This is a genomic window from Haloarcula mannanilytica (assembly GCF_005406125.1).
Classification (GTDB): Archaea; Halobacteriota; Halobacteria; order Halobacteriales; family Haloarculaceae; genus Haloarcula; species Haloarcula mannanilytica.
In genome coordinates, this window is the sequence record NZ_BIXZ01000008.1 from 83,490 (window position 1) to 108,812 (window position 25,323).

Annotated in this window: 23 protein-coding genes; 8 read left to right on the forward strand and 15 right to left on the reverse strand. The window is 63.9% G+C overall.

The window, feature by feature from the left end:
• Nucleotides 1-123 precede the first annotated feature (123 nt).
• The 3 genes from Harman_RS17075 to Harman_RS21645 are packed head-to-tail and all read right to left on the reverse strand — an operon-like array spanning nucleotide 124 to nucleotide 3,453.
• Nucleotides 124-2,505, reverse strand: a complete 2,382-nt coding sequence (locus Harman_RS17075) for a heavy metal translocating P-type ATPase (protein ID WP_137684988.1) — start codon at nucleotides 2,503-2,505, stop codon at nucleotides 124-126.
• Nucleotides 2,502-3,275 carry a sulfite exporter TauE/SafE family protein gene (locus Harman_RS17080; protein WP_137684989.1) on the reverse strand — a complete coding sequence of 258 codons (774 nt, stop codon included), beginning with the start codon at nucleotides 3,273-3,275 and terminating at the stop codon, nucleotides 2,502-2,504. Before Harman_RS17080 ends, Harman_RS17075 begins: the two co-directional genes overlap by 4 nt.
• A 1-nt stretch (nucleotide 3,276) precedes the next feature.
• The gene (locus tag Harman_RS21645) at nucleotides 3,277-3,453 is read right to left on the reverse strand and encodes a hypothetical protein (protein ID WP_200830965.1); all 177 of its coding nucleotides are present in this window, start codon (nucleotides 3,451-3,453) and stop codon (nucleotides 3,277-3,279) included.
• A gap of 166 nt (nucleotides 3,454-3,619) precedes the next feature.
• Between Harman_RS21645 and Harman_RS17085 the strand changes: the two genes are divergently transcribed.
• The 4 genes from Harman_RS17085 to Harman_RS17100 are packed head-to-tail and all read left to right on the forward strand — an operon-like array spanning nucleotide 3,620 to nucleotide 7,693.
• The gene (locus Harman_RS17085) at nucleotides 3,620-4,855 is read left to right on the forward strand and encodes a halocyanin domain-containing protein (protein WP_137684990.1); all 1,236 of its coding nucleotides are present in this window, start codon (nucleotides 3,620-3,622) and stop codon (nucleotides 4,853-4,855) included.
• Nucleotides 4,856-4,859: 4 nt separating this feature from the next.
• On the forward strand, nucleotides 4,860-5,432 hold the full coding sequence (locus Harman_RS17090) for a cytochrome c oxidase subunit II (RefSeq protein ID WP_137684991.1): 573 nt from the start codon (nucleotides 4,860-4,862) through the stop codon (nucleotides 5,430-5,432).
• Nucleotides 5,432-7,120 carry a b(o/a)3-type cytochrome-c oxidase subunit 1 gene (locus Harman_RS17095; protein ID WP_137684992.1) on the forward strand — a complete coding sequence of 563 codons (1,689 nt, stop codon included), beginning with the start codon at nucleotides 5,432-5,434 and terminating at the stop codon, nucleotides 7,118-7,120. Before Harman_RS17090 ends, Harman_RS17095 begins: the two co-directional genes overlap by 1 nt.
• A 24-nt stretch (nucleotides 7,121-7,144) precedes the next feature.
• Nucleotides 7,145-7,693, forward strand: coding sequence for a hypothetical protein (locus tag Harman_RS17100; RefSeq protein ID WP_137684993.1), 549 nt, complete (start codon nucleotides 7,145-7,147; stop codon nucleotides 7,691-7,693).
• A gap of 5 nt (nucleotides 7,694-7,698) precedes the next feature.
• Here the strand turns inward: Harman_RS17100 and Harman_RS17105 are convergent, their stop codons facing one another.
• The 9 genes from Harman_RS17105 to Harman_RS17145 all read right to left on the reverse strand — a co-directional run bounded on the left by Harman_RS17105 (nucleotide 7,699) and on the right by Harman_RS17145 (nucleotide 17,526).
• The gene (locus Harman_RS17105) at nucleotides 7,699-8,964 is read right to left on the reverse strand and encodes a zinc ribbon domain-containing protein (protein WP_137684994.1); all 1,266 of its coding nucleotides are present in this window, start codon (nucleotides 8,962-8,964) and stop codon (nucleotides 7,699-7,701) included.
• A 40-nt stretch (nucleotides 8,965-9,004) separates the two neighbouring features.
• Nucleotides 9,005-10,207, reverse strand: a complete 1,203-nt coding sequence (locus Harman_RS17110) for a double zinc ribbon domain-containing protein (RefSeq protein WP_137684995.1) — start codon at nucleotides 10,205-10,207, stop codon at nucleotides 9,005-9,007.
• Between the two features lie 60 nt (nucleotides 10,208-10,267).
• A complete protein-coding gene (locus Harman_RS17115) occupies nucleotides 10,268-11,473 on the reverse strand; it encodes a PP2C family protein-serine/threonine phosphatase (protein WP_137684996.1) in 1,206 nt (401 codons plus the stop codon).
• Nucleotides 11,470-12,708, reverse strand: a complete 1,239-nt coding sequence (locus Harman_RS17120; RefSeq protein ID WP_137684997.1) for an FHA domain-containing serine/threonine-protein kinase — start codon at nucleotides 12,706-12,708, stop codon at nucleotides 11,470-11,472. The genes Harman_RS17115 and Harman_RS17120 overlap by 4 nt, the downstream gene beginning before the upstream one ends.
• A gap of 56 nt (nucleotides 12,709-12,764) precedes the next feature.
• Nucleotides 12,765-13,949: a vWA domain-containing protein gene (locus Harman_RS17125; RefSeq protein ID WP_137684998.1), complete on the reverse strand. Its 1,185-nt coding sequence runs from the start codon at nucleotides 13,947-13,949 to the stop codon at nucleotides 12,765-12,767.
• Nucleotides 13,950-14,053: 104 nt separating this feature from the next.
• On the reverse strand, nucleotides 14,054-14,677 hold the full coding sequence (locus Harman_RS17130) for a hypothetical protein (protein ID WP_137684999.1): 624 nt from the start codon (nucleotides 14,675-14,677) through the stop codon (nucleotides 14,054-14,056).
• Nucleotides 14,667-15,791, reverse strand: a complete 1,125-nt coding sequence (locus Harman_RS17135; RefSeq protein WP_200830966.1) for a DUF3179 domain-containing protein — start codon at nucleotides 15,789-15,791, stop codon at nucleotides 14,667-14,669. The genes Harman_RS17130 and Harman_RS17135 overlap by 11 nt, the downstream gene beginning before the upstream one ends.
• A gap of 96 nt (nucleotides 15,792-15,887) precedes the next feature.
• On the reverse strand, nucleotides 15,888-16,526 hold the full coding sequence (locus Harman_RS17140; protein ID WP_137685000.1) for an alpha/beta hydrolase: 639 nt from the start codon (nucleotides 16,524-16,526) through the stop codon (nucleotides 15,888-15,890).
• Nucleotides 16,527-16,692: 166 nt separating this feature from the next.
• Nucleotides 16,693-17,526, reverse strand: coding sequence for a VOC family protein (locus Harman_RS17145; RefSeq protein WP_137685001.1), 834 nt, complete (start codon nucleotides 17,524-17,526; stop codon nucleotides 16,693-16,695).
• Between the two features lie 281 nt (nucleotides 17,527-17,807).
• On the opposite strand from Harman_RS17145, the gene Harman_RS17150 reads away from it, so the two are divergent.
• On the forward strand, nucleotides 17,808-18,044 hold the full coding sequence (locus tag Harman_RS17150) for a UPF0058 family protein (RefSeq protein WP_137685002.1): 237 nt from the start codon (nucleotides 17,808-17,810) through the stop codon (nucleotides 18,042-18,044).
• 137 nt (nucleotides 18,045-18,181) lie between these two features.
• Here Harman_RS17150 and Harman_RS17155 read toward each other — a convergent pair whose 3' ends face one another.
• Entirely contained in the window at nucleotides 18,182-18,640 is a 459-nt protein-coding gene (locus Harman_RS17155; RefSeq protein WP_137685003.1) for a DUF555 domain-containing protein, read from the reverse strand.
• Nucleotides 18,641-18,890: 250 nt separating this feature from the next.
• Here Harman_RS17155 and Harman_RS17160 point away from each other — a divergent pair, with 250 nt between their 5' ends.
• Genes Harman_RS17160 through Harman_RS17170 form a run of 3 tightly spaced genes read left to right on the forward strand, consistent with a single transcriptional unit; the run spans nucleotide 18,891 to nucleotide 21,619 of the window.
• Nucleotides 18,891-19,799, forward strand: a complete 909-nt coding sequence (locus Harman_RS17160) for a DNA-3-methyladenine glycosylase family protein (protein ID WP_137685004.1) — start codon at nucleotides 18,891-18,893, stop codon at nucleotides 19,797-19,799.
• Between the two features lie 52 nt (nucleotides 19,800-19,851).
• A complete protein-coding gene (locus Harman_RS17165) occupies nucleotides 19,852-20,127 on the forward strand; it encodes an acylphosphatase (RefSeq protein ID WP_200830967.1) in 276 nt (91 codons plus the stop codon).
• Between the two features lie 46 nt (nucleotides 20,128-20,173).
• Nucleotides 20,174-21,619 carry an NAD(P)H-hydrate dehydratase gene (locus tag Harman_RS17170; RefSeq protein ID WP_137685005.1) on the forward strand — a complete coding sequence of 482 codons (1,446 nt, stop codon included), beginning with the start codon at nucleotides 20,174-20,176 and terminating at the stop codon, nucleotides 21,617-21,619.
• A gap of 6 nt (nucleotides 21,620-21,625) precedes the next feature.
• On the opposite strand, the gene hflX is transcribed toward Harman_RS17170, so the two are convergent.
• Together hflX and katG are read right to left on the reverse strand one after the other, a co-directional pair.
• A complete protein-coding gene (gene hflX / locus Harman_RS17175; RefSeq protein ID WP_137685006.1) occupies nucleotides 21,626-22,936 on the reverse strand; it encodes a GTPase HflX in 1,311 nt (436 codons plus the stop codon).
• A 101-nt stretch (nucleotides 22,937-23,037) separates the two neighbouring features.
• Complete coding sequence (gene katG, locus Harman_RS17180) at nucleotides 23,038-25,218, reverse strand: catalase/peroxidase HPI (protein WP_137685066.1); 2,181 nt, start codon at nucleotides 25,216-25,218, stop codon at nucleotides 23,038-23,040.
• Between the last annotated feature and the right edge of the window lie 105 nt (nucleotides 25,219-25,323).

The following is a 25,323-nucleotide window of genomic DNA, read 5'->3' on the forward strand; positions in this document are numbered from 1 at the left end:
ACGTCGGTGAATGCGACGTAAATATAACCTGAACCGGTGATATATTAAATCTGTTTCAGACGTGCTACCAAACGACAGGCAATAACGGCGGTCGATGCCACGCTATCGGTCGACAGTGTAGTGTTAGTCGGCCGCTGCCGGGTGTTGTGTCGTGGCCGGGTTCTCGAAACCCGAATCGCTGTAGGAGGCTGTGCCAGCCAGTGTCCGCGTGGAGTTCCCGACAACGAGCAAGCTACTGGCCGTCATCGCCAGGGCCGCAAACAGGGGATTCAGGACGCCAAGCAGCGCAAGCGGGAGCGCCACGGCGTTGTAACAGAACGCCCACGCGAGGTTCTGGCGGACCCGCGAGCGCGTCGCAGCCGTCACCGCGAACACGTCCGGGACGGCCCGCAGGTCGTCCGCCGTGACGACTGCATCTGCTGCATCAGCGGCCAATGACGTGCCCGAGGCCATAGCGATGCCCACGTCAGCGGTAGCGAGTGCCGGAGCGTCGTTGCTCCCGTCGCCGACCATCGCGACGGTCCCACGGGACTGCAGTCGCTCGACGACCTCGGCTTTCGCCTCCGGCGGGACGCCGGCGAACACTTCCTCAACTCCCTCGTGGCGCTCGAACGGCGTGGCGGCTTCAGGGCTGTCGCCGGTGATGACGACGACATCGCGGTCCCGGGCGAGCGTCGAGACGACTGATTCCCAGTGCGGGCGGAGCCTGTCGCCTGCGACGAACACGTCTCGCGCCTCGCCGTCCCAGCCGACGAGCGCCGGGACACGCCCGTTCTCTATCGCACGCTCGCACCGCTTCTGGAGGACGGCTGGTACGTCAAGGCCGAGGTCATCGAACAGTGCCGTCGACCCGACGGCGACGCGCTCGCCGTCTACCGTCGCGCTGACGCCCCGACCCGGGTGTTGCTCGAACCCGGAGACTGACGCGTCGGGAACCGGGACGGCGTCTGTCACTGCCTCGGCGACGGGGTGGTCCGCGAACTGCTCGACCGCGGCCGCCCGAGCCATCGCCCGCTCGTCGGCCCGCTCCAGCAGGTCCATGTCGCCGGTCGTCAGCGTGCCCGTCTTGTCGAAGGCGACCACGTCCGCGTCGGTCGCCGTCTCGAACACCGCGTCACCGGTGACGACGGTCCCGCCGTCCAGCGCCCGGCGGATGCCGGCCGCGGTCGCCAGCGGCGTCGCCAACCCCAGCGCGCAGGGACAGGAGACCACGAGCACCGCCAGCCCGGTCAGCATCGCGTCCGTGGGTGTCGCTCCGAAGACGAGGTGGCCGCCGGTGGCGAGGACTGCCAGGATGACCACCAGCGGCACGAAGACGGCGGCGATGCGGTCGACCAGTCGCTGGACGCCGCCGCGAGTGGACTGGACTTCCCACAGCAGGTTCGTGAGCCGGTCGATGGTGCTCTCTGCGTCCGGCCCGACCCGGACGACGACCCCGCCCTGGGTCACCAGCGACCCTCCGATGACCTCGTCGCCGACGGTCGTCCGGACAGCCAGGGACTCGCCGGTGACGAGCGACTCGTCGACGGCAGCGGTCCCCTCGACGACAGTCCCGTCGACGGGGATTCGCTCGCCGGAGCGAACGACGACTTCGTCACCGGCAGACAGCGCCCCCACGTCGACCGCTTCGTGACCCGCGTTGGTGCGACGCCTGGCGCTGTCGGCCCGCTGTGTCGTGAACTCCGTGAGGCGGTCAAGCGCGCCACGCCGGACCCGGTCCTGATAGTAGTCGCCGACGGAGACGGCCATGACGATGACCGTCGCCACGTCGAAGTACACCTCAATGTGGCCCAGGATGACGGCGACGAGGCTGTAGAGGAAGGCGGTCCCGGCGGCCATCGCCACCAGCAGGTCCATGTTCGGCCGGCCAGCGCGCAAACTGACGTACGCCCCCCGAAGCAACGGCCAGCCGGTGTATCCGACCACGACGCCGGTCATCACGGCCATGTTCCACAGCAGGTAGTCGCCCGCCTGTCCCGCCGGGTCAAACAGCAACAGGGACTGGTCGACACCGAGATACGCGGGGTAGAGAAAGAGGACGTACCACAGCATCGTCATCATCCCGAAGAAGCCGCCGACGATGAGACGCCCCTCCTGTTCGTACTCGTCGTCGCTCTCCGTGGCCTGGGGGCTGGCGTCGTAGCCGGTGCCCGCGACCACGTCCGGAAGGTCCGACTCGGAGAGCGCGTCCGGGTCGTAGGTGAGCTTCATCGTCCCCGTCGGGTAGCTGGCGGCTGCAGCGGCGACGCCGTCGTGGTCCGTGGCTCGTGCTTCTAGGAACGCCTCACAGGTCGCACAGTGCATCCCGTCGACGGAGAGGAAGGCCGTTTCGCCGTCAGCGTCGTCCGGGTCGGGTCCAGTATCGGCCGCGTCGCGGTCCTGGTTCGCCGGATCATCAAGCGTCCGGGCGACTTCCAGACAGCCGCGACAACAGAACGTCCCCTCGACTGCTTCGTCAGTAACGGGCGTGTCGACCGGCAGGTCACAGAGCGTGCAGTGGGTCATGTCCAGGGCATCGGCAGGGGTGGTTTCGGGACAGCGATACCGAACGCCGCCAGCCCGTTCGACAGTGGAACGAGCGAGAGTACGATGAAGACGACGCCAAGCGCCCGGTGCAGCGTTGTGCGATGGCCCGGCGACAGCGTGCCGAAGGCGGTCCCGTAGGCAAACACTAGCGGAAACGTCCCGAGACCGAGCGCGGTCAGCGAGAGCCCGCCGGTGAGCGCGGAGCCTGTCGCGAACGCGTACAGGAACGCCGGGTACAGCAACGGACAGGGGAGCAGGCCGTGCATCGCGCCCAGCGCGACCATCCCCGGACCGTCGACCCACCGGTCGACTCTGTCGACGAGCGACGCGGAGAGTCGCTGGAACAGGTCGCCGACCAGCGGCAGCGACCGGGCCACGTCGACGGCGCGGCCACGCGAGAGATACCCCAGGCCGACGGTGATGATAACGAGCCCGACGACCACTCCCACGACCCCCCGGACGGCGGTCCCGAGGCGTGCCAGCCCGGCGACATCGTACAGAACACTCCCAGCACCGCCAAGCACAGTTCCGACAAGCGCGTAGCTCAGCGTCCGGCCAACATTGAACAAAGCGTGCTGGCGTATTTCGTGGCCGGAGACCGATCCGCCGTCATCCAGTCTCTCGGCGTAGGTGGTGACTAACGGGCCACACATCCCGAGGCAGTGGACACTGCCGACGAGTCCCAACCCGACGAACGCCGCGATTCCGGCAGTCTCACCGGAGCTCAGCCCCGCCGTCCCGAACACCATGTCAGACCGTACTCGACTCTGATGGTTTTGTCATCCAGAACAGGCTACCGGCGATGATGACGACGCTGACCAGCGAAAGTGCAACGATTGAGCGCCCGGTTCCCTGCATGTAGTACGCAACCGGCGCGAGTCCGAGCAGCGCCAGTAATGTGACGATTCGGGGGCTTGAGGCAGACATACACGGCCGTAGGTTAGAGGGCATATAAAAATCAGTGGGCCGTTCCTGGCGGCTGAAAAAACGGTTGGGGCTTTTTTGGCTGATAATCGGTCCATCCAGACATGGTACAGTACGAAACTCGTGGCACCGCGCTGCCAACTTCGCCCAAAGTACTGGGGGTGCGAAGATGGCGCTGAACCGGCGACAGTTCGTCGGTGCCGCGGCCGGGACAGCGGCGCTGGCCGCGACCGGCACGGCAACGGCACAGGAGGAACCGGACTACGGCGGCTGGTTCGACGACGTATCGAACTACGACGGCACTGTCGACCGCCGTGGCGAGGACACCGTCACTATCTCCGTCGGCGCACAGGGCAACAACGGCGCGTTCGCCTTCGACCCGGCGGCGGTGATGGTAAATCCCGGCACGGAGGTCGTCTGGGAGTGGACCGGCGAGGGCGGCGGCCACAACGTCGTCTCCGACGGCGACGGCCCCCTCGACTCCGGCGGTGCGGTCAGCGAGGCCGGCACGACCTACAGCTACACGTTCGAGTCGGAGGGGATTTTCAAGTACGTCTGTACGCCCCACGAAGCGCTCGGTATGAAAGGGGCCGTCGTCGTTCGGCCCGGCGGCGGTAGCTCCGGCAGCAGTGGCTCCGGCGGCCAACAGCAGCAAGGCCCGCCGGCGAACCCGGACTACGGCGGCTGGTTCGACAACGTGTCGAACTTCGACGGGACCACGGTCGACAGAACCGACGCCGACAGCGTCGAGATATCGGTCGGCGCACAGGGCAACAACGGTGCGTTCGCCTTCGACCCGCCCGCAGTGCGGGTGACGCCCGGAACCGAGGTGACGTGGTCCTGGACTGGCGAGGGCGGCGGCCACAACGTTGTCTCGGACGGCGACGGGCCGCTCAGTTCCGGTGACCCGGTCAGCGAAGCCGGCACGACCTACAGCCACACCTTCGAAGAGACGGGCATCTACAAGTACGTCTGTACGCCCCACGCATCGCTCGGCATGAAGGGCGCTGTCGTTGTCGGTGGCCCGCTCGACGGCAGCGGTGGCGGCAGTAGCGGCGGAGGCGGGCAGGAGGGTGGCGATATCGAACTCTCCGGCCCGCAGTGGCTTCTCTCGGGGTCGGTTCTGCTCGCGTTCTTTTCGCCGCTGTTGTTCGCAGTCGCGATGCGACGCCGCCAGAACGGACGGCCGCCACAGACGGGTGGCGGTGGCGAACTGCGGCGGGCGACCGGCCCGGAGCCTGTTGAGGAGGCTGCGGAAACCGAACCGGCTGTCGAACTGGGACACGACGAGTACGACCCGAAGGGAACGGCGGCACTGGTCGCCTTCTACTTCGTGTTGATCGGCCTGCTGTGGGTGTTCATGTACTTCGTCGAGTTCCTCGGCCGTGTCTCAATCATCGGGTGATACCATGCAGGTTCATAGATTCGAAAAAGTCTGGCTCGGTGCAGCGATACTGCTCATCGTCGGGTTCATCGCGACCATCGCGTACGGGTCGGTCGGCGTCGGCGTCGGAATGGTCGACGACTCGGGCGGACAGATAAGCGCACAGGCGGTCCAGAACGGGAACACCGGAACCCCGTTCGACGACCCCGGCGTCGTCAGGGAGGGCGAGGACCAGTACACCGTCTACGTCGTCGCCCGGCAGTTCCAGTTCGTGCCCGGCAGCGGGGACACGCCGATTCGCGTGCCCGCTGGTGCGAACGTGACGTTCAAAGTAACCAGTGCAGACGTGACACACGGTTTCTCCGTGGTTGAAACCAACATCAACACGATGGTCATTCCGGGGCAGGTCTCCGAAGTCTCGGCCCGGTTCAACGAACCCGGAACCTACGGGCTCGTCTGTCACGAATACTGCGGTGCGGCCCATCACACGATGGGTGGTTCCGTCGAAGTCGTCCCGCCAGAGGAGTACGATATGCAGCAACAGGAAATCGAGCAACCCGAAGATGATGCACAGGCCCAAGAGGAGGCGGATCAGTAATGGTGTTCGTCGACTCCTATCCGAAAACGTCGAAGCTCGTCCGTAGCGAGTTCCTCGTGGCGTTTGCCGCCCTCGGTATCGGTGCGTTGTTCGGCGTCATACAGGCGCTTCATCGCACCGGCGTGTTCCGGGGCTTCGTCAGCTCGGCTGACTACTACACGATTCTGACGGGCCACGGCGTCCTGCTGGCGCTCGTGTTTACCACCTTCTTCATCGCGGGACTGTTCACCTGGGCTGTCGCCAACAGTCTCGAACGCGAACTGCCACATCGCATCGCCTGGTCGGCTTTCTGGATAATGCTCACGGGGACGGTGCTCGCGGCCGTGTCCATCATCGGCGGCATCGTTGGCTCGCCGTCGATTCTGGGGCACGACCTCGAAGCCGACGTACTGTTTACCTTCTATGCGCCGATGAAAGCGCACCCGGCGTTCTACATCGGGGCCGCGCTCATCATCGTCGGCTCGTGGGTCGCGGGGCTAGCGTACTTCAAGGCGCTGTGGGACTGGCGCTCGGAGAACCCCGGCGAACGCATTCCCCTGCAGACGTTCATGGTCCTGACGACGATGCTGATGTGGTACATCTCCACCATCGGCGTCGCCGTCGAGGTCGTCGTCTTCCTCATCCCGTGGTCGCTCGGACTCATCCAGAACATCGACCCGCTGCTGACGCGGACGCTGTTCTGGTACTTCGGCCACCCGGTCGTGTACTTCTGGCTCATGCCAGCGTACCTCGTCTGGTACACAATCCTGCCGAAGCTGGCCGGTGGGCGACTGTTCAGTGACCCGCTGGCTCGCGTCGTGTTCGTCGCCTTCCTGCTGCTCTCGACCCCAGTCGGCTTCCACCACCAGTACACCGACCCTGGCATCCCCTCGGGCTACAAATTCATCGCAATGACGAACACGATGTTCCTGCTGTTGCCGTCACTGCTGACCGCGTTCACCGTGGTCGCCTCGGTTGAACACGGTGCTCGCCAGCGGGGTGCGAGCGGCTACCTCTCCTGGCTCCGGGACCTGCCCTGGGACAAACCGGCCTTCTCCGGCTGTATGCTCGCCGGTCTGATGTTCGCCGCAGGCGGCTTCTCCGGCATGATCAACGCCGGGATGAACATCAACTACCTCATTCACAACACGATCTGGGTGCCCGGCCACTTCCACCTCACCGTCGGAACTGCGTTTGCGCTGACGGCCATGGCCATCAGCTACTGGCTGGTCCCACAGATCACCGGGAAGAAACTCCGACAGCGCAGTATCGCTACGCTCCAGCCCTACGTCTGGTTCGTGGGCATGGCGCTGATGTCGAACGCGATGCACCGTGCTGGTCTGGCCGGCATCCCGCGGCGGACTGCGGAGCCAACGTACGACGAGTTCGCGTTTGAGGGCGTCGCCGGAACGGTCGGCGAAATGCGTCTCCAGATCGCCATCGGCGGCTTCCTGCTGTTTGTCGGCGCTGCGATGTTCCTCATCGTGATGGCCGACACCCTGCTGGCTCGACGCGGCGGGACGCTGTCGGTCAACAGCAATATCCCGGAGCCGCTGTCCGGCCCGGACCACAGCCCGCGTATCCTCGACAACTACAAGCTCTGGACGGCTATCGCACTCCTACTCATCGTCATCGCCTATGGGCCGCCGCTGGCCAGTATGGTCGCTGACGGCCTGTTCGCTCCCGGTAGTCCGCCGATTCCCGTCTAACACTACTTCACAACCACTCTCATCATGTTTGACGACGTTGACGGTCCTGAGCAGAAAACGCTACTACGACTCCTCATCATCGTCGGGATCGGCCTGCCGATCCTCATCGAGGTCGTTACCTTCGGGAGTATGATGGGGCATCATCTGACGGGCGACGCTGGCGGCGAAACGGCCGCCGGGACCCCGACGGCGGAACCGACCGGTGCCGGCGTCGGTGATCCGATTCTCGAAGAGTCAGCGGTAACGGCCCGTATCGAGTCCGCATCTGTCGTCACAGCGGACGATGGGTGGCGGTTCACGCTCACGGTGAACGTGACGAACACCGCGTCCGATGCCGCGGCCGTTCGTCTCGACAGCGTCACTACCCGTAACGGACAAACACTCAACGAAGGTGCAAGCACCGAGCGGTTAGCGACGAATCAGACGGGAGCGGTGACAAAGTCGTGGCTGCTTCCGCCGGGGGAACGACCTGACACCGTCACTACGACTGTGCTCGTGTATCCAGACGATGGCACAGCCCAGTCGACACAGTACACCGTTGCACTCGGTGATATCCCCATCTCGAACCGCTAGCCGTCTCACCCATCGATTGGGTCACCACAGGACGGACAGGTGTCAGCAGCAGGCGGGAGCGACTCGCCACACTCGCCACAGTAAGACGGGCCGTCGTCGCGCCCGCCCGGCGTGAAAACGGCCGTGTCGTCGATCCACTCCTCGTCGGCGGCGTCTTCTTCAACATCACCGTCGGCGGTGTCGGCCGCGTCACTATCGTCCTTCGTGGCCGTCGACGCCTCCGTATCGGTCTCGCCCTTCACAGCCGTTGGTTCCGCTGTGGCGTCCTCCGGAGACTGACCGTCGCCCTGTGTTGATTCGTGAGCAGGCGGTTGCGTCTGTGCAACCTCATCGGGCGAGAACACGCGCGTCCCGGTGTGTGCCGGCGTGGCGTCGTCGTCGGCCTCGTCCGCTGTGTCGGTCTCGTCCACAGGCTGTTCACGGGGTTCAGTGTCGGCAGCACGCTCGACAACCGCGGTCTCGTCAGCGTCCCGCGGACTGTCGACCGGTGGCATGATCGGAAACCGCTGGTCCGGGCGACGCTGCGGGTTCGCAAGCGGCGCACGGGCTCTGACGACGGCCCCGGCCAGCAGTTGGACCAGAAGGTACACACTCGCCAGCACACCGGGAACGGCGATGCAGACAGCGCCGACCTGTGCTGCCGGGAGACCGAACAGTTGCAGCATCGTTTCGACCACGGGACCGACCCCAGCGTCCGCTATCCATGGGGACAGGCCGGGTTCCGTCATCGCATGGACGAGCCACGCAACCCCGAACGAAACCGCGCTCACGAACACCAGCAGCGACAGGAACGGCGGGGACGAAAGCGTGTACACGCGGTGTCCGTATGCGACGGTCCGAACGACCAGATGCACTGACCCGACCACCGCAAGTACCGTAAGCGGCAGCCACTGGCCGAGAATGACACGCAACAGGAGACAGCCCAGAAGGACACACCCGGGAACAGCGAGCAACAGGCTGGGGTGGTCCAACCGGTACGCGCCGACGAGGTTCCCGTGCCTGTTCCGGAGCCGACGATTGATCAGCGCGACACTCACCAGCCCCGGACCGACGAGCCAGAGACCGACAGCAAGAACAGTGCAAAACGAGAGGGCACCCCCCGTCGAGAAAACAGGTCCGTCAAGCCCGAGAGCACCCAATACTCGTCCAGTTGCGATCACCCAGCCGCCGTAGGCGACCCATGCCAAACCCATGCCGACGAACAGCCAGGTTTCGGCTCGCAGTAGTGCGGCGGACTCGCGGAGTTCCGACCCCAGTCGACCACGCTCCATCGGTCTGATGTTTCCCGACCGGCCGCTTAACTATGGGTGGTTACGCCGCCCGAATCGTCATCGTGACGACACCGGACAGTTCGAGTTCGTCGCCCAGTTCGACCGGCTCCCGGTCGCCTTTCTGCATCGGGGTTCCGTTCAGCCGCGTCGGATTGTCACCCAGGTCGACTAAGTAGAACCCCTCCGGCTGGCGGTCGAACCGGACGTGTTCACGGTGGATCCGAACCGCTTCGTCTTCCGGCCGCCCGGCGTCAAGCAGCGCGGCCCGGATTTCTCTGCCGATACGGTCCCCGTCTTCGACGGCGATGTCTCGACCTTCGACGGAGAGAACGAGTGTGTCAGGCACCGGTTCGTCGTCTGACTGTGACGCAAGCGTCTCGACAGCGTTGCCAGCGGTCGCTGGCTCAGCCGCCGTCTCGTCGGTCGTCGACGGGCTGGACGCCGAATCGGCCGTCGGCGTGTCACTCTCGCCGCGGTGAGCGTCTAGGTCCTCCCCACAGTTGACACAGAAGCTCGCATCGTCGTCGACAGGGGTGTCACAGGACGGGCAGGCGTCGAGTGATCCGTCGTCACCTGGCGTGATGTCTTGTACGTCGGCACCGCAATCGATGCAGAAATTCGCGTCGGCGTCGAGTTCCCGTTCGCAGTCCGGACAGGTGATCGTCGCTTCGTCGTCTGTTTCCGGATCCTCGTCAGTAGATGTGGGGCTCTCGCCGGTTTTGTCAGCCTCGTCGGTCTCCTCAGCCCCGTCGGCCTCGTCAGCCTCGCCGGTTTCGTCAACGCCGTCGGCCTCGTCATCGTTGCCAGCACTGTCAGAGTCATCGCCGGTTTCGGTGAGTTGGTCAGTATCCCCGTCAGCGGCCGGTTCGGTCCGGTGGATATCCTCGGCGTTGTCTTCCGCTTTGCCCTCTGTTGCCGTCTCGTCCGTGCGTTCGGCTGTTGCAGTGTCCGAAGAAAATGCCTCGGCCGCCGACATGTCCTCGTTTCCGTCAGCGTCACCAGTGGACTCATCTACGTCGGTGGCTGCATCACTCGCGCCTTCTGATGAGGGTGTGTCGTCCGCGCCTTCCGCTATCAGGTCGGCATCGCTCGGACCCCCGTCGTCAGCGTCGAACTCAGTGGCGGTGTTGTCAGTGTGTTGCCACTCGCCACAGTCCGGGTTCGTACACCACCCACCGGCGACAGTCGGATCGAAATCCTCGTCGCATATAGGGCATTTTACGGTGCGGTCGGGTTCAGGCATGGGTTTCGTTAGGCTCTAAAGAGCCAAGAAATAAAATACTTGCCCCACGAAACTTTCTCTCTATTCGTCTGTCATAATAACCGTATCGCGTTCGGACACGTCGATATCAGGGTCGATATTCCGAACCGGCATCCCGCCGCTTTCCGGCGTTTCAGGGAGAGCGCTGTCGGCAAACATGAGCACAGAGATGTTGTCCTTCCCGCCGCGGTCGTTTGCCAGTGACACGAACTCACGACTCGCCGCATCGAGCGATGGGGCATCGAGGACAACGTCCCGGATTTCGTCGTCGGTGACGACCCGTTCGCGGATCCGTTCGGCCACCGCGTCGGCGTGGTCTGAGTCGACGTACTCCTCGTACAGCTCCGGCGCATCGGTCTGTGCGTCGATGAGTCCGTCGCTGGTCGCAAGCACCGTGTCTTCGGCGTACAGCCTGACCGTCCGTGTATCCACCTCGACGGTCGCCTCGTCGGGGTCCTCGTAGCCGGACCCGCCTAACGCGCGCGTGATCTCGTTGCCGTTCGGATGGACGTGGGCCTCGACGGAGTCGATTTCGTCGCTGTCGGCCCACTCCTGGACGACAGCGTGGTCCCTGGTCAGTGGCGAAATCGTTCCACGCGCCCCGTTGACGACGTAGGCCCGGCTGTCACCGACCCAGCCGTAGTGGAGTTTGCCGTCGGCGTAGATCCCCGCGACAACCGTCGTGTAGGATTGAGTCCCGGTCTCGTCGGCGTACCGGATGATCTCCCGGTGGGCCGCCGTGATCGCCTCGGACACCGCGGTTTCGAGTTCCTGCTCACCGGGCGGGTCCGGGAGGACATCACGGGCCACATCTACGTCGAAGCCGCCAGGATAGCTCCGGGCTGTCCGGATCGCCACAGGAGCAAGGTGTTCAGCTACGATAGTGGTCGTGATGTACGACGCGATGTCGCCCGCGTCGTGCCCGCCGGCACCGTCGGCGACCACAAACACGCCGGCCGAGCGGTTCATCGGCCGACTGTCGCCGTCAGTGTCGGGCGTATCTGTCTCATCCGTCTCAGACGTATCCGTATTGTCCGTCTCAGACGTTTCTGTATCAGCAGCGTCCGCCGCTATCGCAGCGTCGGCTGTCCCGTCGCCCGCTGTAGGCGCGTTCGGGGACCGTGACCTGTCCTGGCCGCGGTACCCGTCCCGGTGTCCCTCCTCGAACACCACCAGTGAGACGCTGTCCTCGTTGATACCCTGTCCTCGCTTCCTGTCACCGATGTCGTAATTCGTGCTGTATCTCATGACTCCTCCGGATGGAACTCGAACGTGACGCCGTAGGTCGGATGGACGAGCGACACCAGGTCACCGTCCGTGAGTTCGACCGACTCCGGCGGGACGTTGCCGTGCCTGTCGGTCGGGTCCTCGCCCTCGGAGCGCAGGCGGTCGCGCCCGGGTGTCGAAAGAACCCGTTGCCAGCCGGCCCCTTTCTGGACGAACGTGCCGTTGAGGCTCCGGTCGTGGAGGTACCAGTCGCCGTCCTCGATGTCGAACTGGACCTGCACAGAGGAGATGTACTCCCCCTGTGGGTCCTCAATTGTTATCGATGCGGGGGGACCGTTCGCCCCTTCTCGGCCGATGGTATCACCGGGTTCAACCGTGAACTGCCGGTCAGCCTGGATATACGTCACCGACGCCGTCGCGGGCGGCGTGGGGTCGCGCCGTTCGAGAACCTGTTTGAGAACTGTCGCGTTCCGGTATCGGTCCCGGTAATGCGTCTGCGTGGCCCGTTCGACGATTTCCGCCAGGTAGTCCTCGCAGTCGGCCCCGAAATTTTGGGGGTTCACGCCGTCTTTCTTCGGGACGCTGCCCTTGAGCAGGAACAGGAGTATCTTCCCGATGGAATACACGTCCGACCACGGTCCCTGCCGAACGTCGGTCCGGCTGGCCTCGGCGACTTCGCGGGGCTTGAACGGCCCCAGAATCGTCGTCCCAGTGTTCCCGGAAGACGGGTCTCCCGTCGCGTCGAACCCCGTCGCCGTGTTGAAATCGATGAGCGTGGGTGTGATATCCGGCGTAAGCATCACGTTCTCGGGTTTCAGATCCCGATAGACGATTTCATTCTCGTGGAGAAAGCCCATCGCGTCACAGAGGTCGATGCCGATCTGGCGGACCTGCTCGCTGTCGTCGATTGGCCCGTGCTGGTCGATGACCTCGTCGAGTTCGATCCCGTCGACGATTAGCTGGACGACCAGGAACGGAACGTCGCGCTCCGTGACCTGGTCGTAGTAGTCCATCACGTTCTCGTGGCCGCCGGCCCGACGGATGCGCTCAAGCGAACCGACCTCCTTTTTGAAGTACTCCTCGATGATGTCGGGGTCGTTCTGGGACTCGGTGTAGTTGGGGTATTTAACGGCAACCGTCTCGCCCGTCTCGATGTCTCTGGCGCGGAACGCCTTCGCGAACCCGCCTTTGCCGAGGAACTCACCGAGTTCGTACCGGCCGGCGATGACATCACCGCTTTCAGGTTCCCAGGTCATGCGTCAGTTGTCGCTCCAACCTGCGACGCCGCTGCCGACCCCGTGGGCTGTTGGAGTCACTTCTGGATGCCGTCGTCAGTGACGATCTTCGTCGCCTTGTTCTGTTCCTTGCGGCCACCTTCCATCACAATCTGTGTCTCCCGCTCGGCCGTTTGGACGGCCTCGGTGTCCTCGCCGTGGATGCGCGTCATCCGCTCTAGCTGGGTCTGTGCCTCGGCGACGTTGCCCTTGCCGAGTTCGGTCTTGATGACCGTCTGGCGGTGGTCCACGTCGACCTGTTCGTTGTGTTCGGCCAGTTTCGCCTCGTCTTCGGTGTAATCAACCGTGATGGATTCCCTGGTCGTCTCACCACCGGCATTCAGCGTGACATCGGCCAGGGACACCGAGTCCCGAAGGTCGTGGGCTGGTGCGTGGATCTTCAGTACGACCCGCTGTGTCTCCCGTTCGAGGAGGTCGGGCAGCGGCACGACGGCCGCGTTGTCCTCCCAGTCAGGGTCCACGGACTGGGTCTGTGGGAGCGACCGATACACCTCGCTGACCTCGACGCCGTCGGCCACGTCAAGTTCGAGGCGGGCGTCGGGCGCGACGACGGTACCGGCCTCTTCGACCGCGTCGCCGAAGAACGACTCGATGTCACCGGCGGCATCCAGATGGGTCCATTCGCCGCGGGCCACGGTCCCGAGCGTCCGGATGGTCTCCTCGCGGTAGTCGCTCCCGATGCCGGCCGCCTTTATTCGGATGCCCTCGCTGTCGATTTCGCGGGCCAGTTCGCCAAACGCCTCCGGGTCGTGGGAGTTGTCTTTCCCGTCAGAGAGGAGCAGGACCCGCCGGGCCGTGCTGTCGTCGCTGGGCAAATCACGCAGCGATGCCTTCGCTTCCAGCAGGCCGCTGTACATGTCGGTGCCGCCGCCGGCGGAGATATCGGCGACCGCGTCCACTGCCGTCTCGCGTGAAAGCGTCCCCCACCGCGTCGGCTCCAGTACCGTCGTGACCTCGTTGTCGAAGGCGATGATCGAGATGTAGTCGTCCTCGTCGAGCAGTCCGAACACCCACTCAGCGCCCGCGCGCGCCTGCTTGATGTCGTCGCCCGCCATCGACCCGCTCGCGTCGATGCAGAGAGCGATCTGTCGCGTGGGTTGTTCCTCCAGCCGTCCGGGTTCGACTTCGATTTCAGCGGTCAGTTTCGCCCCACCCGTCGGCACGTAGGGTCGGTTGACCTCACTCACGAGGGTAGCGGTCATACTGTTAGTTGGGTCATACGGAGTAATTATATGTTTCCCTCAAATCGAGGGAAAAAAGGTCCACCCGCTACTCGGGCCGGTAGTCTGTAGCTACCAGCTGTCTCTCAGTAGTAGGTGCTACCTACATCACCTGTCTCGACTCGATTCCCGACCCAGAGAAGTGTGCCGAGCAGTGCCACGACAGTGATAGGGAGGAGCCACTGAAACAGCGAGAGGATTCCAGCGCTCGCCTGAACACCGACGACAAGCAGAACGGTCGGACCACAGCAGGCGAATCCAGAGAGCAGACCCGGCAGGCCCGCCGCGGCCCCTGCGCCTGGGCCGAGACGGCAGGCTGACGGGCCGCGCCACGCAACGACGGAGACGGCCAAGTTGAGTCCGACCAGGGTTGCCAGGACGCCGCCAAGCAGGATGTTCAGCGGCGCGACGAGCAGTTCGACCGGGCCGGCGACTACCAGCGCGACCGGTTCCCACTGGAACGGTCCGACCTGCCGGAACGCACGAGTGAGGGGGTTACTGACGACTGAGATCTCGTATCCAGGCTGGCCGAACCCGAGGTGTCTGAGGCCGACGAGATACGACAGGAAGTACGACAGTCCCGTCACGCCCAGCGTTACTCGCCCGTCGTTGCGGGTGAGTGCCCCCCGGAGCGCGATAGCCGTCCTCCGAAGCAAGCCTTCGATTCTGGCGGCTATACCGGGCTCACTCGGCGTGCTGTCAGTCGACATACGCACTCCCCGGATAGAAGCCAGCCCAGGCGAACCACATCGCATCGAAGGCCAGTGAGCGGTCCAGCGGCAGTGAATCGGCGTCGTGTGTCGTTCCGTCAATCACGTAGCCGCCATCTGTCGCTTCGACCGTCACCGACCCCGGGTTCGCGTAGACGTAGCCAGTCTCTAAGGCGGTGTCGGCAACGGCCACGTACGGTGTGTCCTCGATGCGGCCGGTCAGCACACGCTGCCTGAGCAGCGTCTCCTTGTCGAACGCAATCGCCCCGACCGCTGTCCGGGACCCGATAACGACGGCCTTCGGATGGGCACGCCCATCGCTTTGCAGCGGTTCGAACAGCGTCCGAGTACTCGAATAGTAGCCACGCGTCTCGTTGTACTGGCCGTACGGATCGACACCATACCGCCGTGAGAAGCCGGTGTCTTCGGTCAGGACAGCGGTTTCCGGAAAGGCGCTGGACCAGCGTTTCCACGTCGTCCAAATCACTCGGAACTCCTGCAGCGACTCGCCCGTTAGTGGGCCTTTAATCGCCGTCGCCAGCATCTGTGGCCACCAGCTATCGGTGCCCCGGTCGTACATCGTCAGATTCGAGTTCACCAGCCGTCCGGAGACGCCGAACTCTGTCGGGCCGCGTTCGAACCCCTGTGCAGTGCCCGTCAGCGGGCAGTAGGTGATGGCGACAGAATCGCCGGCGATAGTGTCGTTGACGATCTCGTGGTGGACAAGAATGTACTGCGGGTACGCTTTCGCTTCCCCATCGCGGACCACGCCGAACACTGGGTCGTCCGGATCGAGCGTTTCCGGTGGCGTGTCGGCAAACGTCGGGTCGTCGATGGCCGGGATCCCGTCCTTGGGAACGCCGCCGCTGACAATGCTCTCTTCGAGAGTCCTAATGTCGTAGTCCAGATACAGTCGGCTGTCAGCTGTCGGCGGTTTGGACCCGTCGGACTGGTCGGTTGCCGTCGACACTGCGCTGGGCCCGGTATCGGCTCCGGACGCGGAACCGGTCCCAGCGGATTCAGCACCCGAATTGTCGTCTCCCACACAGCCGGCGCTGCCGAGAGTCACACCGGTACCGAACGTAACGAGAAGTTGCCGACGGGAGAGCCCCATACAGTGTGTGAGTTTGCCAACCACTAAGTCTCGCGGTGAGGGGCCGGTAACTCCCTGTCTGTCCGCTCACCGCGGCAAGTACCGCGGCCGAACCATCTAGCTGACGAGGTCAGCGACAAGCGATGAGACGTATTCCATTTCGTCCTCGTTTACGCCATGGCCCATTCCCTCGTAGATGCGTTCCTCTACGTCTCCGTTCAGTTGTTCGAAGACCGAAGCGGTGACATGAACGCGTTCCTCGGGGATATGCGGATCAACGTCGCTACAGCCCAGAAACACCGGCGTCTCCTCGATGTCACCCTCGTACTCACTTTCGTCGATGGTTTCGCCGATGAGACCGCCACTGAGGGCCACCAGGCCGCCGTAGCGTTGTGGGTTGCGGGCGACGAACTCGCTTGCGAGACAGGCACCTTGTGAGAAGCCCAAGACGAGGACTTGCTTGGTCGGGATTCCGGCTTGCTCTGCTTCGGTGATAGCGTCCTCGATGGTTTGCAGTCCCGATGTCCGACCGGGTTCGTTCTGCTCGACCGGCGAGAGGAAGGAGTTGGGGTACCAGGTGTTGCGCGCGGCCTGGGGTGCAAGCAGTGCCAGCCCCTCCTGCTGGAACTCCGCCCCCATCTGGACGATACTTCGGGCAGTCGCACCTCGGCCGTGGACCAGTATCGCGGCCGCGCTGGCCTCTGACAGCGCAGTTCCCGCGGTTACGAGCTGTTGGTCCTGGTGTGGGCCGCTCATCGTTTTTCTCCCAGTTGGTGGCTGCGTCCTGTCAATATTTCCCGATCTGGTTCTGTTCCCATTCGTCCATCCTCTGAAGCAAGCCGCCGTGCTGTGTGCATACCCCAGGTAGCGGGCGGAGATACTTGACTTGGCACATCGATCAGTGTGCCGAAACGTCCCGATTTCAGGTTCGCAGTCGGAGTTCGATGTCGTCGCCATCCCGCACCGCGATGCCGGTGTCGGTTTCAGAGACGGCGTAGTCGGACCGGCGGAGACGCTCGCGTACCGCATCAAGGCTCGTTCGGTCGGGCAGCCGAACCTCGAACCAAGCCAGTCCCTGCCCGTGATGGGGCTCAGATCGCCCCTGCCAGACGTTGGCGCCGATATGATGGTGGTAGTCGCCGGCCGCCAGAAACACCGCACCGTCGTACGTAGCTCTGACTCGCAATCCGAGTGCGTCGGCGTAGAATGACCGGGCGGCCGCAACAGACGAGACCTCCAGATGCACGTGTCCGATATCGGACCCGGCGGGCATCGACTGCTCGCCGGTCCCAACGGCGGAAACGGACTGCATATCAAGCGGTTCTGTCCCCATCTCGACATGCTCGGACGGCGTCTCAGTCCACGACTCCTTGGGCCGGTCCCGGTATATCTCGACGCCGTTTCCGGCCGGGTCCGATAGATACAGCGCCTCGCTAACGCCGTGATCGGACGCACCGGAGAGCGTCCACACCGATTCGATACGGCGGAGTGCATCACCCAATGCGGATCGCGACGGAACGCGGAAGGCGATGTGGTACAGCCCGGTCCCTGCCGGACCTCTCGCCGGTGCGTCCGGCCGATGGATCAGTACCAGAAGCTCCCGGTCGCCCACACCGAGTACCGTCCGGTCTCTGCCCGAATCCAGAACAGTCAGCCCCACGACATCACGATAGAAATCAACGACCGGGGACGACTCAGCGACGGTCAGCGCCACCCGTCCGATGTCGGATTCCGACGGGAGAGAGGATTTGTCCATACCGATAGTAGGTGTAGACAGCCTATAATCCTGGGTGACAGCCGCCCAATCAGCAGTGGAAGAACGCAGCAGTCTCGCACCAGACTGGTCTATCATCGCGGTTCAGGTCGAGAGACCACGTGGACACGCTGTTATAAGGATAATAAAATTCAGACACAACTGTTCACAATATATTTCGTTGCAGGAAATATCCATAAACTATTACGGAGTAAAGGCAGAGTCGTGTGTTAACCTTCATCAGAGTAGTACTATAACCTTCGAGTTGCTACCTTGGGTTGACTATGAAAAAGCAGGAGCTCATCCACCTTCACGGCCTGCTTGCACAGGTACAGAACCACTACGAAGCCGAATCCGGGACAGAAGTAGACCACGACGAATACGAGGAACTGGGCGTCAAGCCGACATCGATTCACAAGTCGAAAACTGACCACAAGGCCGCTGTCTTTGCGATTGCTGATGGAATTGCATCTGAAATGTCTGACGAAGCTAAAGAGCCTGTTTCTGCCGCCGCGGACTAACGCTCGTCCGTAGTTTCTACGCAGTGTTCCCCGGAGAGCGACGCCATTAGTGACTGGATAACTACTGTCAGGCTCGTATCAGAACCGCCATACGCTCAAGAGGAACGAAGCTACACGACGCTCCCCGTCGGTCCCGCTTACTCGTCGATCAGTTCCTCAAACTCGGGCAACACGTCGTCCGACTCGTCCTCGGATTGGCTCGACGACGAGTCCTCAGCCGACGCTGTCTCCGTGGACGACTCGCCCTCGTCGGATTCCTCCGGGATCTCCTCGATTTCGAGCACGTCGAGCGGGATGTTTTCGAGCCGTTGCCCGATCTCCTTGCGGGCGATTCGGGCAGCGTGTTCGTCCCGTTCGACGTTGAACACAGTCATCTCCAGTTCCAGTGCGACGAGGCTCTCGTCTGCAGCGAGGAAGGCCGGTTCGAGCGTCTCACCGCAGTGCGGGCAGTGGCGATCACCCATGTTGATCTCGACGTAGTTGAGATCGGGATTCAGCATCTCCCCCGTCTTCGAGATGGCGATGCGAACTGCCTCGTCCGCGGACGCCACGTCGTACACTGGGACTGCGGCCTCGACGACAACTCGGCAATTCATACACGCATGTTCGTTTTCCAATATAATGAAGGTTAGCCCTGAATCGGGGATCACCCCACACCCCATATATCGTGGTATAGAAGGACGGAAAGCACCGTTGAGTACCACAGGCGCGAGCGACGCGAGACATCACAACGGCAAAAATCAGTGACAGATGGAACAGATATAAAGACTGCTGGTGGAGAGATGCCACCAAGCGTGTGAACGGAACTCGTAACGCCATTACCTGCGGGACCGTTCCGAACAGACAATGGAACAGGGCGTCATCGATGTCGGGTCACTGGCCGGCGGTATCGATTTGCAGGCAACTGTCGAGAGCGGACAGTCCTACCTTTGGAACCGGGAGGACGGCACAATGTATCAGCGCGACGGGGCGACCGGCAGCGACGCGTGGTACTGGACGACGGTCCGCCGTGACGGGTCGCCAGCGGTCCTCCGCGTCCGCCAACGAAACGGGGACCTCGAATGGGAGTCGACAGTTGACGCCGAGCGGGACCTCAGACGCCTGCTTCGCCTCGATGATGACCTCCCTGCAATAAGGGAGACAGCGCCAGAGGATGACGTGGTCCAGTCGGCCTATGATACGTTCTGGGGGATGCGGCTGGTGCAGGACCCGCCGTTCGGGACCCTCATCTCGTTCATCTGTTCGGCCCAGATGCGGGTCGCGCGGATCCACAGCATGCAGCAGTCGCTCCGGGATGCGTTCGGCGAAGCGGTCGAATTCGACGGCCGGACGTACAACGCCTATCCGACGGCCGATGCGCTGGCCGAAACGACGGAGGAGCGGCTTCGGGACCTCGGACTGGGCTACCGCGCGCCGTACGTCCAGCGCACTGCGGAAATGGTCGCAACCGGCGAGGCTGACCCCGAGGAAACCGTGGGCCTCAGCTACGAGGACGCCAGGAAGTCGCTCACCCGGTTCGTCGGCGTCGGCGACAAGGTCGCGGACTGCATCTTGCTGTTCTCGCTTGGCTACCTCGAAGCGGTCCCGCTAGACACGTGGATCCGTTCGACCATCGAGGAGTACTACCCGGAGTGTGATCGGGGGAACTACACCGACACGTCCCGGGCCATCCGAGATGCACTCGGCGGCGAGTACGCCGGCTACACGCAGACGTACCTCTTCCATTATCTCCGAACGGGTAGTGACGAGAACTGACGCGGTGTGGTGGAGCGATAGTATAACAGAGCACGACGGCAAACCCCCGGATATGGCTCGCACGCGAGCACACGTGTTCGTCTCCGGTCGTGTTCAGGGCGTCTACTACAGAGCGACCACGCGGGAGCGCGCACAGGACCAGGGCGTCGACGGGTGGGTCCGGAACCTCGACGACGGCCGCGTCGAAGCGGTGTTCGAAGGCCCCGAAGACGATGTGGACGCGATGGTCGAGTTCTGCCACGAAGGAAGCGACCGTGCAGACGTGACCGATGTCGAAGTAGAGTACGAGGACCCCGACGGCATCGACGGCTTCGAGGTCCGCTGGTAGGCCGCCGTCCCGTAGCATTACTTCACTGGCGACCGAAGCCGCGAGTATGCTCACTGGCTCCGAAATGGGTGTCGTCGACGAGAACGCCGCCGCCCTCGGCGTCCCGCGCAAACAGCTGATGGAGTCGTCCGGTCACGCCGTCGCACGAGCGGTCCGTGCCCTCGCGGACCCGGGCGATGCGGTCACCGTCGTCGCCGGGCGGGGGAACAACGGCGGGGACGCGCTCGTCACCGCCCGCTTTCTCGACGACTACGACCTCCACGTGCTCTTGCTGGGCCGCCCTGACGCCATCTCGACGACGATTGCCCGGGAGAACTGGGAAGCACTCCAGCACGCCGAGTACCCTACGGAAACAGTCAAAGATGCCTCGGCGTTCGAACTCGGAACGCCCGACGTGGTCGTCGACGCGATGCTCGGGACAGGAATCGCCGGTGACCTCCGGGAACCGGAAGCGACGGCCGCTGCGGCGATGAGCGAGAGCGACGCGACCGTACTCTCGGTCGATGTCCCGTCCGGTCTCGACGCGGAGACGGGACGGTTGGCCGACAACGCCGTCGACACCGACCACGTCGTCACGTTCCACGACACGAAGCCCGGCCTGCCGGACCTCGACGTGCCGGTCACCGTGGCCGACATCGGCATCCCCGACGCGGCGGAGCTGTTCGTCGAGCGGGGCGACCTCACGCGCCTCGAACGGGACCCCGCGAGCCACAAAGGCGACAACGGCGAAGTGCTGGTCGTCGGTGGCGGCCCCTACACCGGCGCGCCAGCGCTCGCGGCGCAGGCTGCACTCAGGGGCGGGGCCGACCTCGTCCGGGTCGCCTGTCCGACGGTTGTGGCCCGCGAAATCCAGTCCTACAGCGAGAACCTTATCCTGCGACCGTTCGACGGTGACCACCTCGCACCGCCACACGTCGACCGCCTCGCCGACCTGGCGGCCGACCACGACACCCTTCTTCTCGGACCGGGACTGGGCGACGCGGACGCGACGCTGGAGGCGGTCGGAGACCTGCTGGCCGAGTTCGAGGGGACAGCGGTCGTCGATGCCGACGCGCTGTCGGTGGTGCCGAATATCGAAACGGACGCAGAACTCATCTGCACGCCCCACCAAGGCGAACTCCGAGATATGGGCGGTGAGACCGCCGACGACTGGCGGGACCGCGCAGATCTCGTCGAGTCCTTCGCGGCGGACCTCGACCAGACGCTCCTGGTCAAAGGCCCCTACGACATCATTTCCGACGGCGAGCGGACCCGCGTCAGCCGCACGGGCAATCCGGGCATGACGGTAGGCGGGACCGGCGACGTACTCGCCGGCGTGACGGGCGCACTCGCCTGCGTTCAAGACCCGATCGACGCGGCCGCCATCGCCGCCTACACCGTCGGCAGCGTCGGCGACCGCGTCGTCGATGACCGCGGCTACGGACTGGTCGCAACGGACCTGCTGGACGGCATCCCGCAGGTGCTGTGGCAGCGAGAAGCAACGGCGGAGTGACCGCAGTCAGGCCGACGCACCGACCAGTTCCCCAGCTCTCGACCGGGACTGCTCGATGATGGCCGGCCGCGCCTCGAACTCGATGACCACTTGGTCGCCGTAATCGACCGTGTCGACGCTGGCGTGGTCGTGAATCCATGAGACCAGACTCATCGTGTCGTCGGTCATCGGGAGCACGAGGCGCTCACGCTCGTAATCCGGCAGTTCGTGGTCGATGCGGTCCGCCAGGTCATCGATGTTCAGCCCCTGCTTTGCGCTGACGGCAACGGGGTTCGGGGCCAGCGAGGAGAGGGCGTCTTTCTTCCGGCGGATTTCCTCGTCGTCAACCATGTCGGTCTTGTTGAGGACCGTGACGATGGGGGCCTCGTTGCGCTCGTACAGCGTGTCGTGGCTCGTCACCAGTTTCTCCCGGATCTCCTCGACTGATTCGGAGATGTCGACGACGAGCAAGACGAGGTCGGCGTGGTACACCGACCCGAGCGTGGACTTGAACGACTCGACGAGCCAGTGGGGGAGATCCTGGATGAACCCGACAGTGTCGGTGACAAGGACCTCGCGCTTGCCGACCTCGGCGCGTCGCGTGGTCGTCCCGAGGGTCGTGAACAGACGGTCCTCGCTCTCGGCCGTCGTATCGAGGTCGGGATGCAAGTCGTCGTTCTCGTCGACATCGAGGTCGTCGGCGAGGCGTCGCAGGAGCGTCGACTTCCCGGCATTGGTGTAGCCCGCGAGGGCCACGAGGTCGAAGCCGGACTCCCGGCGCTGCTCCCGGCGGTGGCGCTCGGTCTCCTCGATGGACTCCAGTTCGTCCCGGATGTTGGCGATCTGCTTTTTGATGTCCTCTTCGCGGGACTCGTCGTACTCGCCGAGGCCCATGAACCCCGGTCGCTCGTCGCGTTTGGCCAGGCTCGCTTTGGCCTCGGCCCGCGGGAGTTCGTAGCGAAGCTCCGCGAGTTCGACCTGGAGCTGGGCCTTCCGCGTCTGGGCCCGCTGGCCGAATATTTCGAGGATGAGCCGGAAGCGGTCGATGACGCGCACCCGCTCGGGGAGTTCGTTCCCGATGTTGTACGTCTGGTACGGGCCGAGCTGATTATCGAAGATGACGACAGCGACCCCTTCGCGGGCGACCGCGTTGCTCAATCGCGTTACCTTCCCCTCGCCGAGGTGGTACGCCGGGTCCTCCGTCCTGGTCTGTGTGATCTCGTCGACGACCTCGTACCCCGCCGCCCGCGCGAGGTCCCGAATCTCTTCGGTGTCGGCGGTGCCACTGTCGACACGTTTCGCGATGACCGCTCGTTCCGTGGTGTGTGTCGCCGTCACTCGTTGGAAAACTACGGTGTCCGATTATTTAACCCCCGGGGTGGCTCCGATAGCTGATTCAATACGCACGCAAAAACCGCAAAACCGGGTCGCAGCCGCGATTACTCCAGGTCGTAGCGGTCGAGCTTCATGACCTTGCTCCAGGCGTCCACGAAGTCCTGGACGAACGTCTCTTCCTCGTCCTCGCTGCCGTAGACATCCGCAATCGTGCGAAGGCGGGAGTTCGAGCCGAAGATTAGGTCTGCGCGGGTCCCCTTCCATTTGACTTCTCCCGTCTCGCGGTCGCGGCCCTCGTAGACGTTTCGCTCGCCCGAGACCGGCTCCCACGTCGTGTCCATGTCGAGCAGGTTCACGAAGAAGTCGTTGGTCAGCGTCTCCGGCTGGTCGGTGAAGACACCCAGGTCCGACCCCTGGTAGGTCGCGCCCAGCGTGCGCAGTCCGCCGACAAGGACCGTCATCTCGGAGGCTGACAGGTCCAGCAGGTCGGCCTTGTCCACGAGAAGTTCCTCGACCGGCGCGTTGTACTCGCCCCCGTAGTAGTTCCGGAAGGCGTCCACGTCCGGCTTGAGTGCCTCGAAGGAATCAACGTCAGTCTGTTCCTGCGTGGCGTCCGTCCGGCCTGGTTCGAACGGCACCGTCACGTCGTACCCGGCGTCGGCCGCTGCCTGCTCGACGGCCGCGTTGCCACCAAGCACGATGAGGTCGGCAAGTGAGACTCGCGTCTCGCCGGGCTGGGAGCTGTTGAACTCATCCTGAATGTCTTCCAGGGTCGACAGCACCGTCTCCAGCTCCGCCGGCTCGTTCACTTCCCAGCTATTCTGTGGCTCTAGCCGGATGCGAGCGCCGTTTGCGCCGCCGCGCTTGTCGCTGTCGCGGTACGTCGACGCCGACGCCCAGGCGGTCTTGACAAGCTGTGAGACGGACAGGTCCGAGTCGAGAACCTCCGCTTTGAGGTCCTCAGCCTGCTCGTCGTCGATCAGGTCGTAGTCAGCATCGGGGAGCGGGTCCTGCCAGATGAACGTCTCCTCGGGAACGTCCGGGCCGAGGAACCGCTCGGGCGGCCCCATGTCGCGGTGGATCAGCTTGTACCACGCATGCGCGAAGGCGTCGAGGAACTCGGCGGGGTTCCCGCGGAAGCCCTCGATGATCTCGCGGAACTCGGGGTCGCGCTTGAGAGCAACGTCCGTCGTCATCATCATCGGCGCGTGCTTCTCGGACGGGTCGTGGGCGTCCGGGACGGTGTCGTATGCCTCCTCGTCGACCGGTTCCCACTGCTTCGCGCCGGCGGGACTCTCCGTGAGCTGCCACTCGTAGTCGAGCAGGTTGTCGAGATAGGAGGTGTCCCACATCGTCGGCCACTGGTTCCAGGCCCCTTCGATACCGCTCGTGGTCGTCTCCGAACCGCGTCCGGAGTCCTGCCAGCCCAGCCCCATCTCCTCGATGGGAGCGGCCTCGGGCTCGGGACCCATGTCGTCGTCGGTGGCACCGTGAGATTTACCGAACGTGTGCCCGCCGGCGATGAGCGCGGCCGTCTCCTTGTCGCTCATCGCCATGCGGCCGAACGCCTGCCGGATCCGCTTGGCCGACTTGAGCGGGTCAGGGTTGCCGTTCGGTCCCTCGGGGTCGACGTAAATAAGCCCCATCACGGTGGCGCCCATCGGCTCTTTGAGTTCGTCGTCCTCGTCGATGCGCTGGTCCTGGGGAGCTTCCCACTCGTCTTCGGGCCCCCAGTAGACGGCTTCGTCGGGCTTGAATGCGTCCTCGCGGCCGCCAGCCCAGCCAAGCGTGTCCATGCCCATCGATTCGAGAGCGGTGTTCCCTGCGAGTATGATGAGGTCAGCCCACGAGAGTTTTCGGCCGTACTTCTGTTTGATCGGTTCGAGTAGCCGGCGCGCCTTGTCGAGGTTTCCGTTGTCTGGCCAGCTGTTGAGCGGCGCAAAGCGCTGTGTCCCGCCGGCCGCGCCGCCGCGACCGTCAGTGGTTCGATACGTCCCGGCGCTGTGCCAGGCCATCCGGATGAACAGCGGCCCGTAGTGGCCGTAGTCGGCGGGCCACCAGTCCTGTGAACTCGTCATCAGGTCTTTGAGGTCCGCTTTCACCTCTTCGAGGTCGAGCTTCTGGAACTCCTCGGCGTAATCGAAGTCCTCACCGTAGGGACCGATGTCGCTGGTGTTGTCGTCGAGAATATCTAAATCCAGCTTGTTCGGCCACCACTCGTGGTTGTTCCGCGACGTAATCCTCTCCGCATCCCCGGTAATCGTCCCCGCATCCCCGTCGTCCATATCGTCGTTGGGTGTTTCGTCTGCCATCTCTGAACAATAAGAAGGATTCGTCCGTCGCATACAAATCTTTGGTTATGAGTAAAGAAATGGCATCGTGTGGAAAAT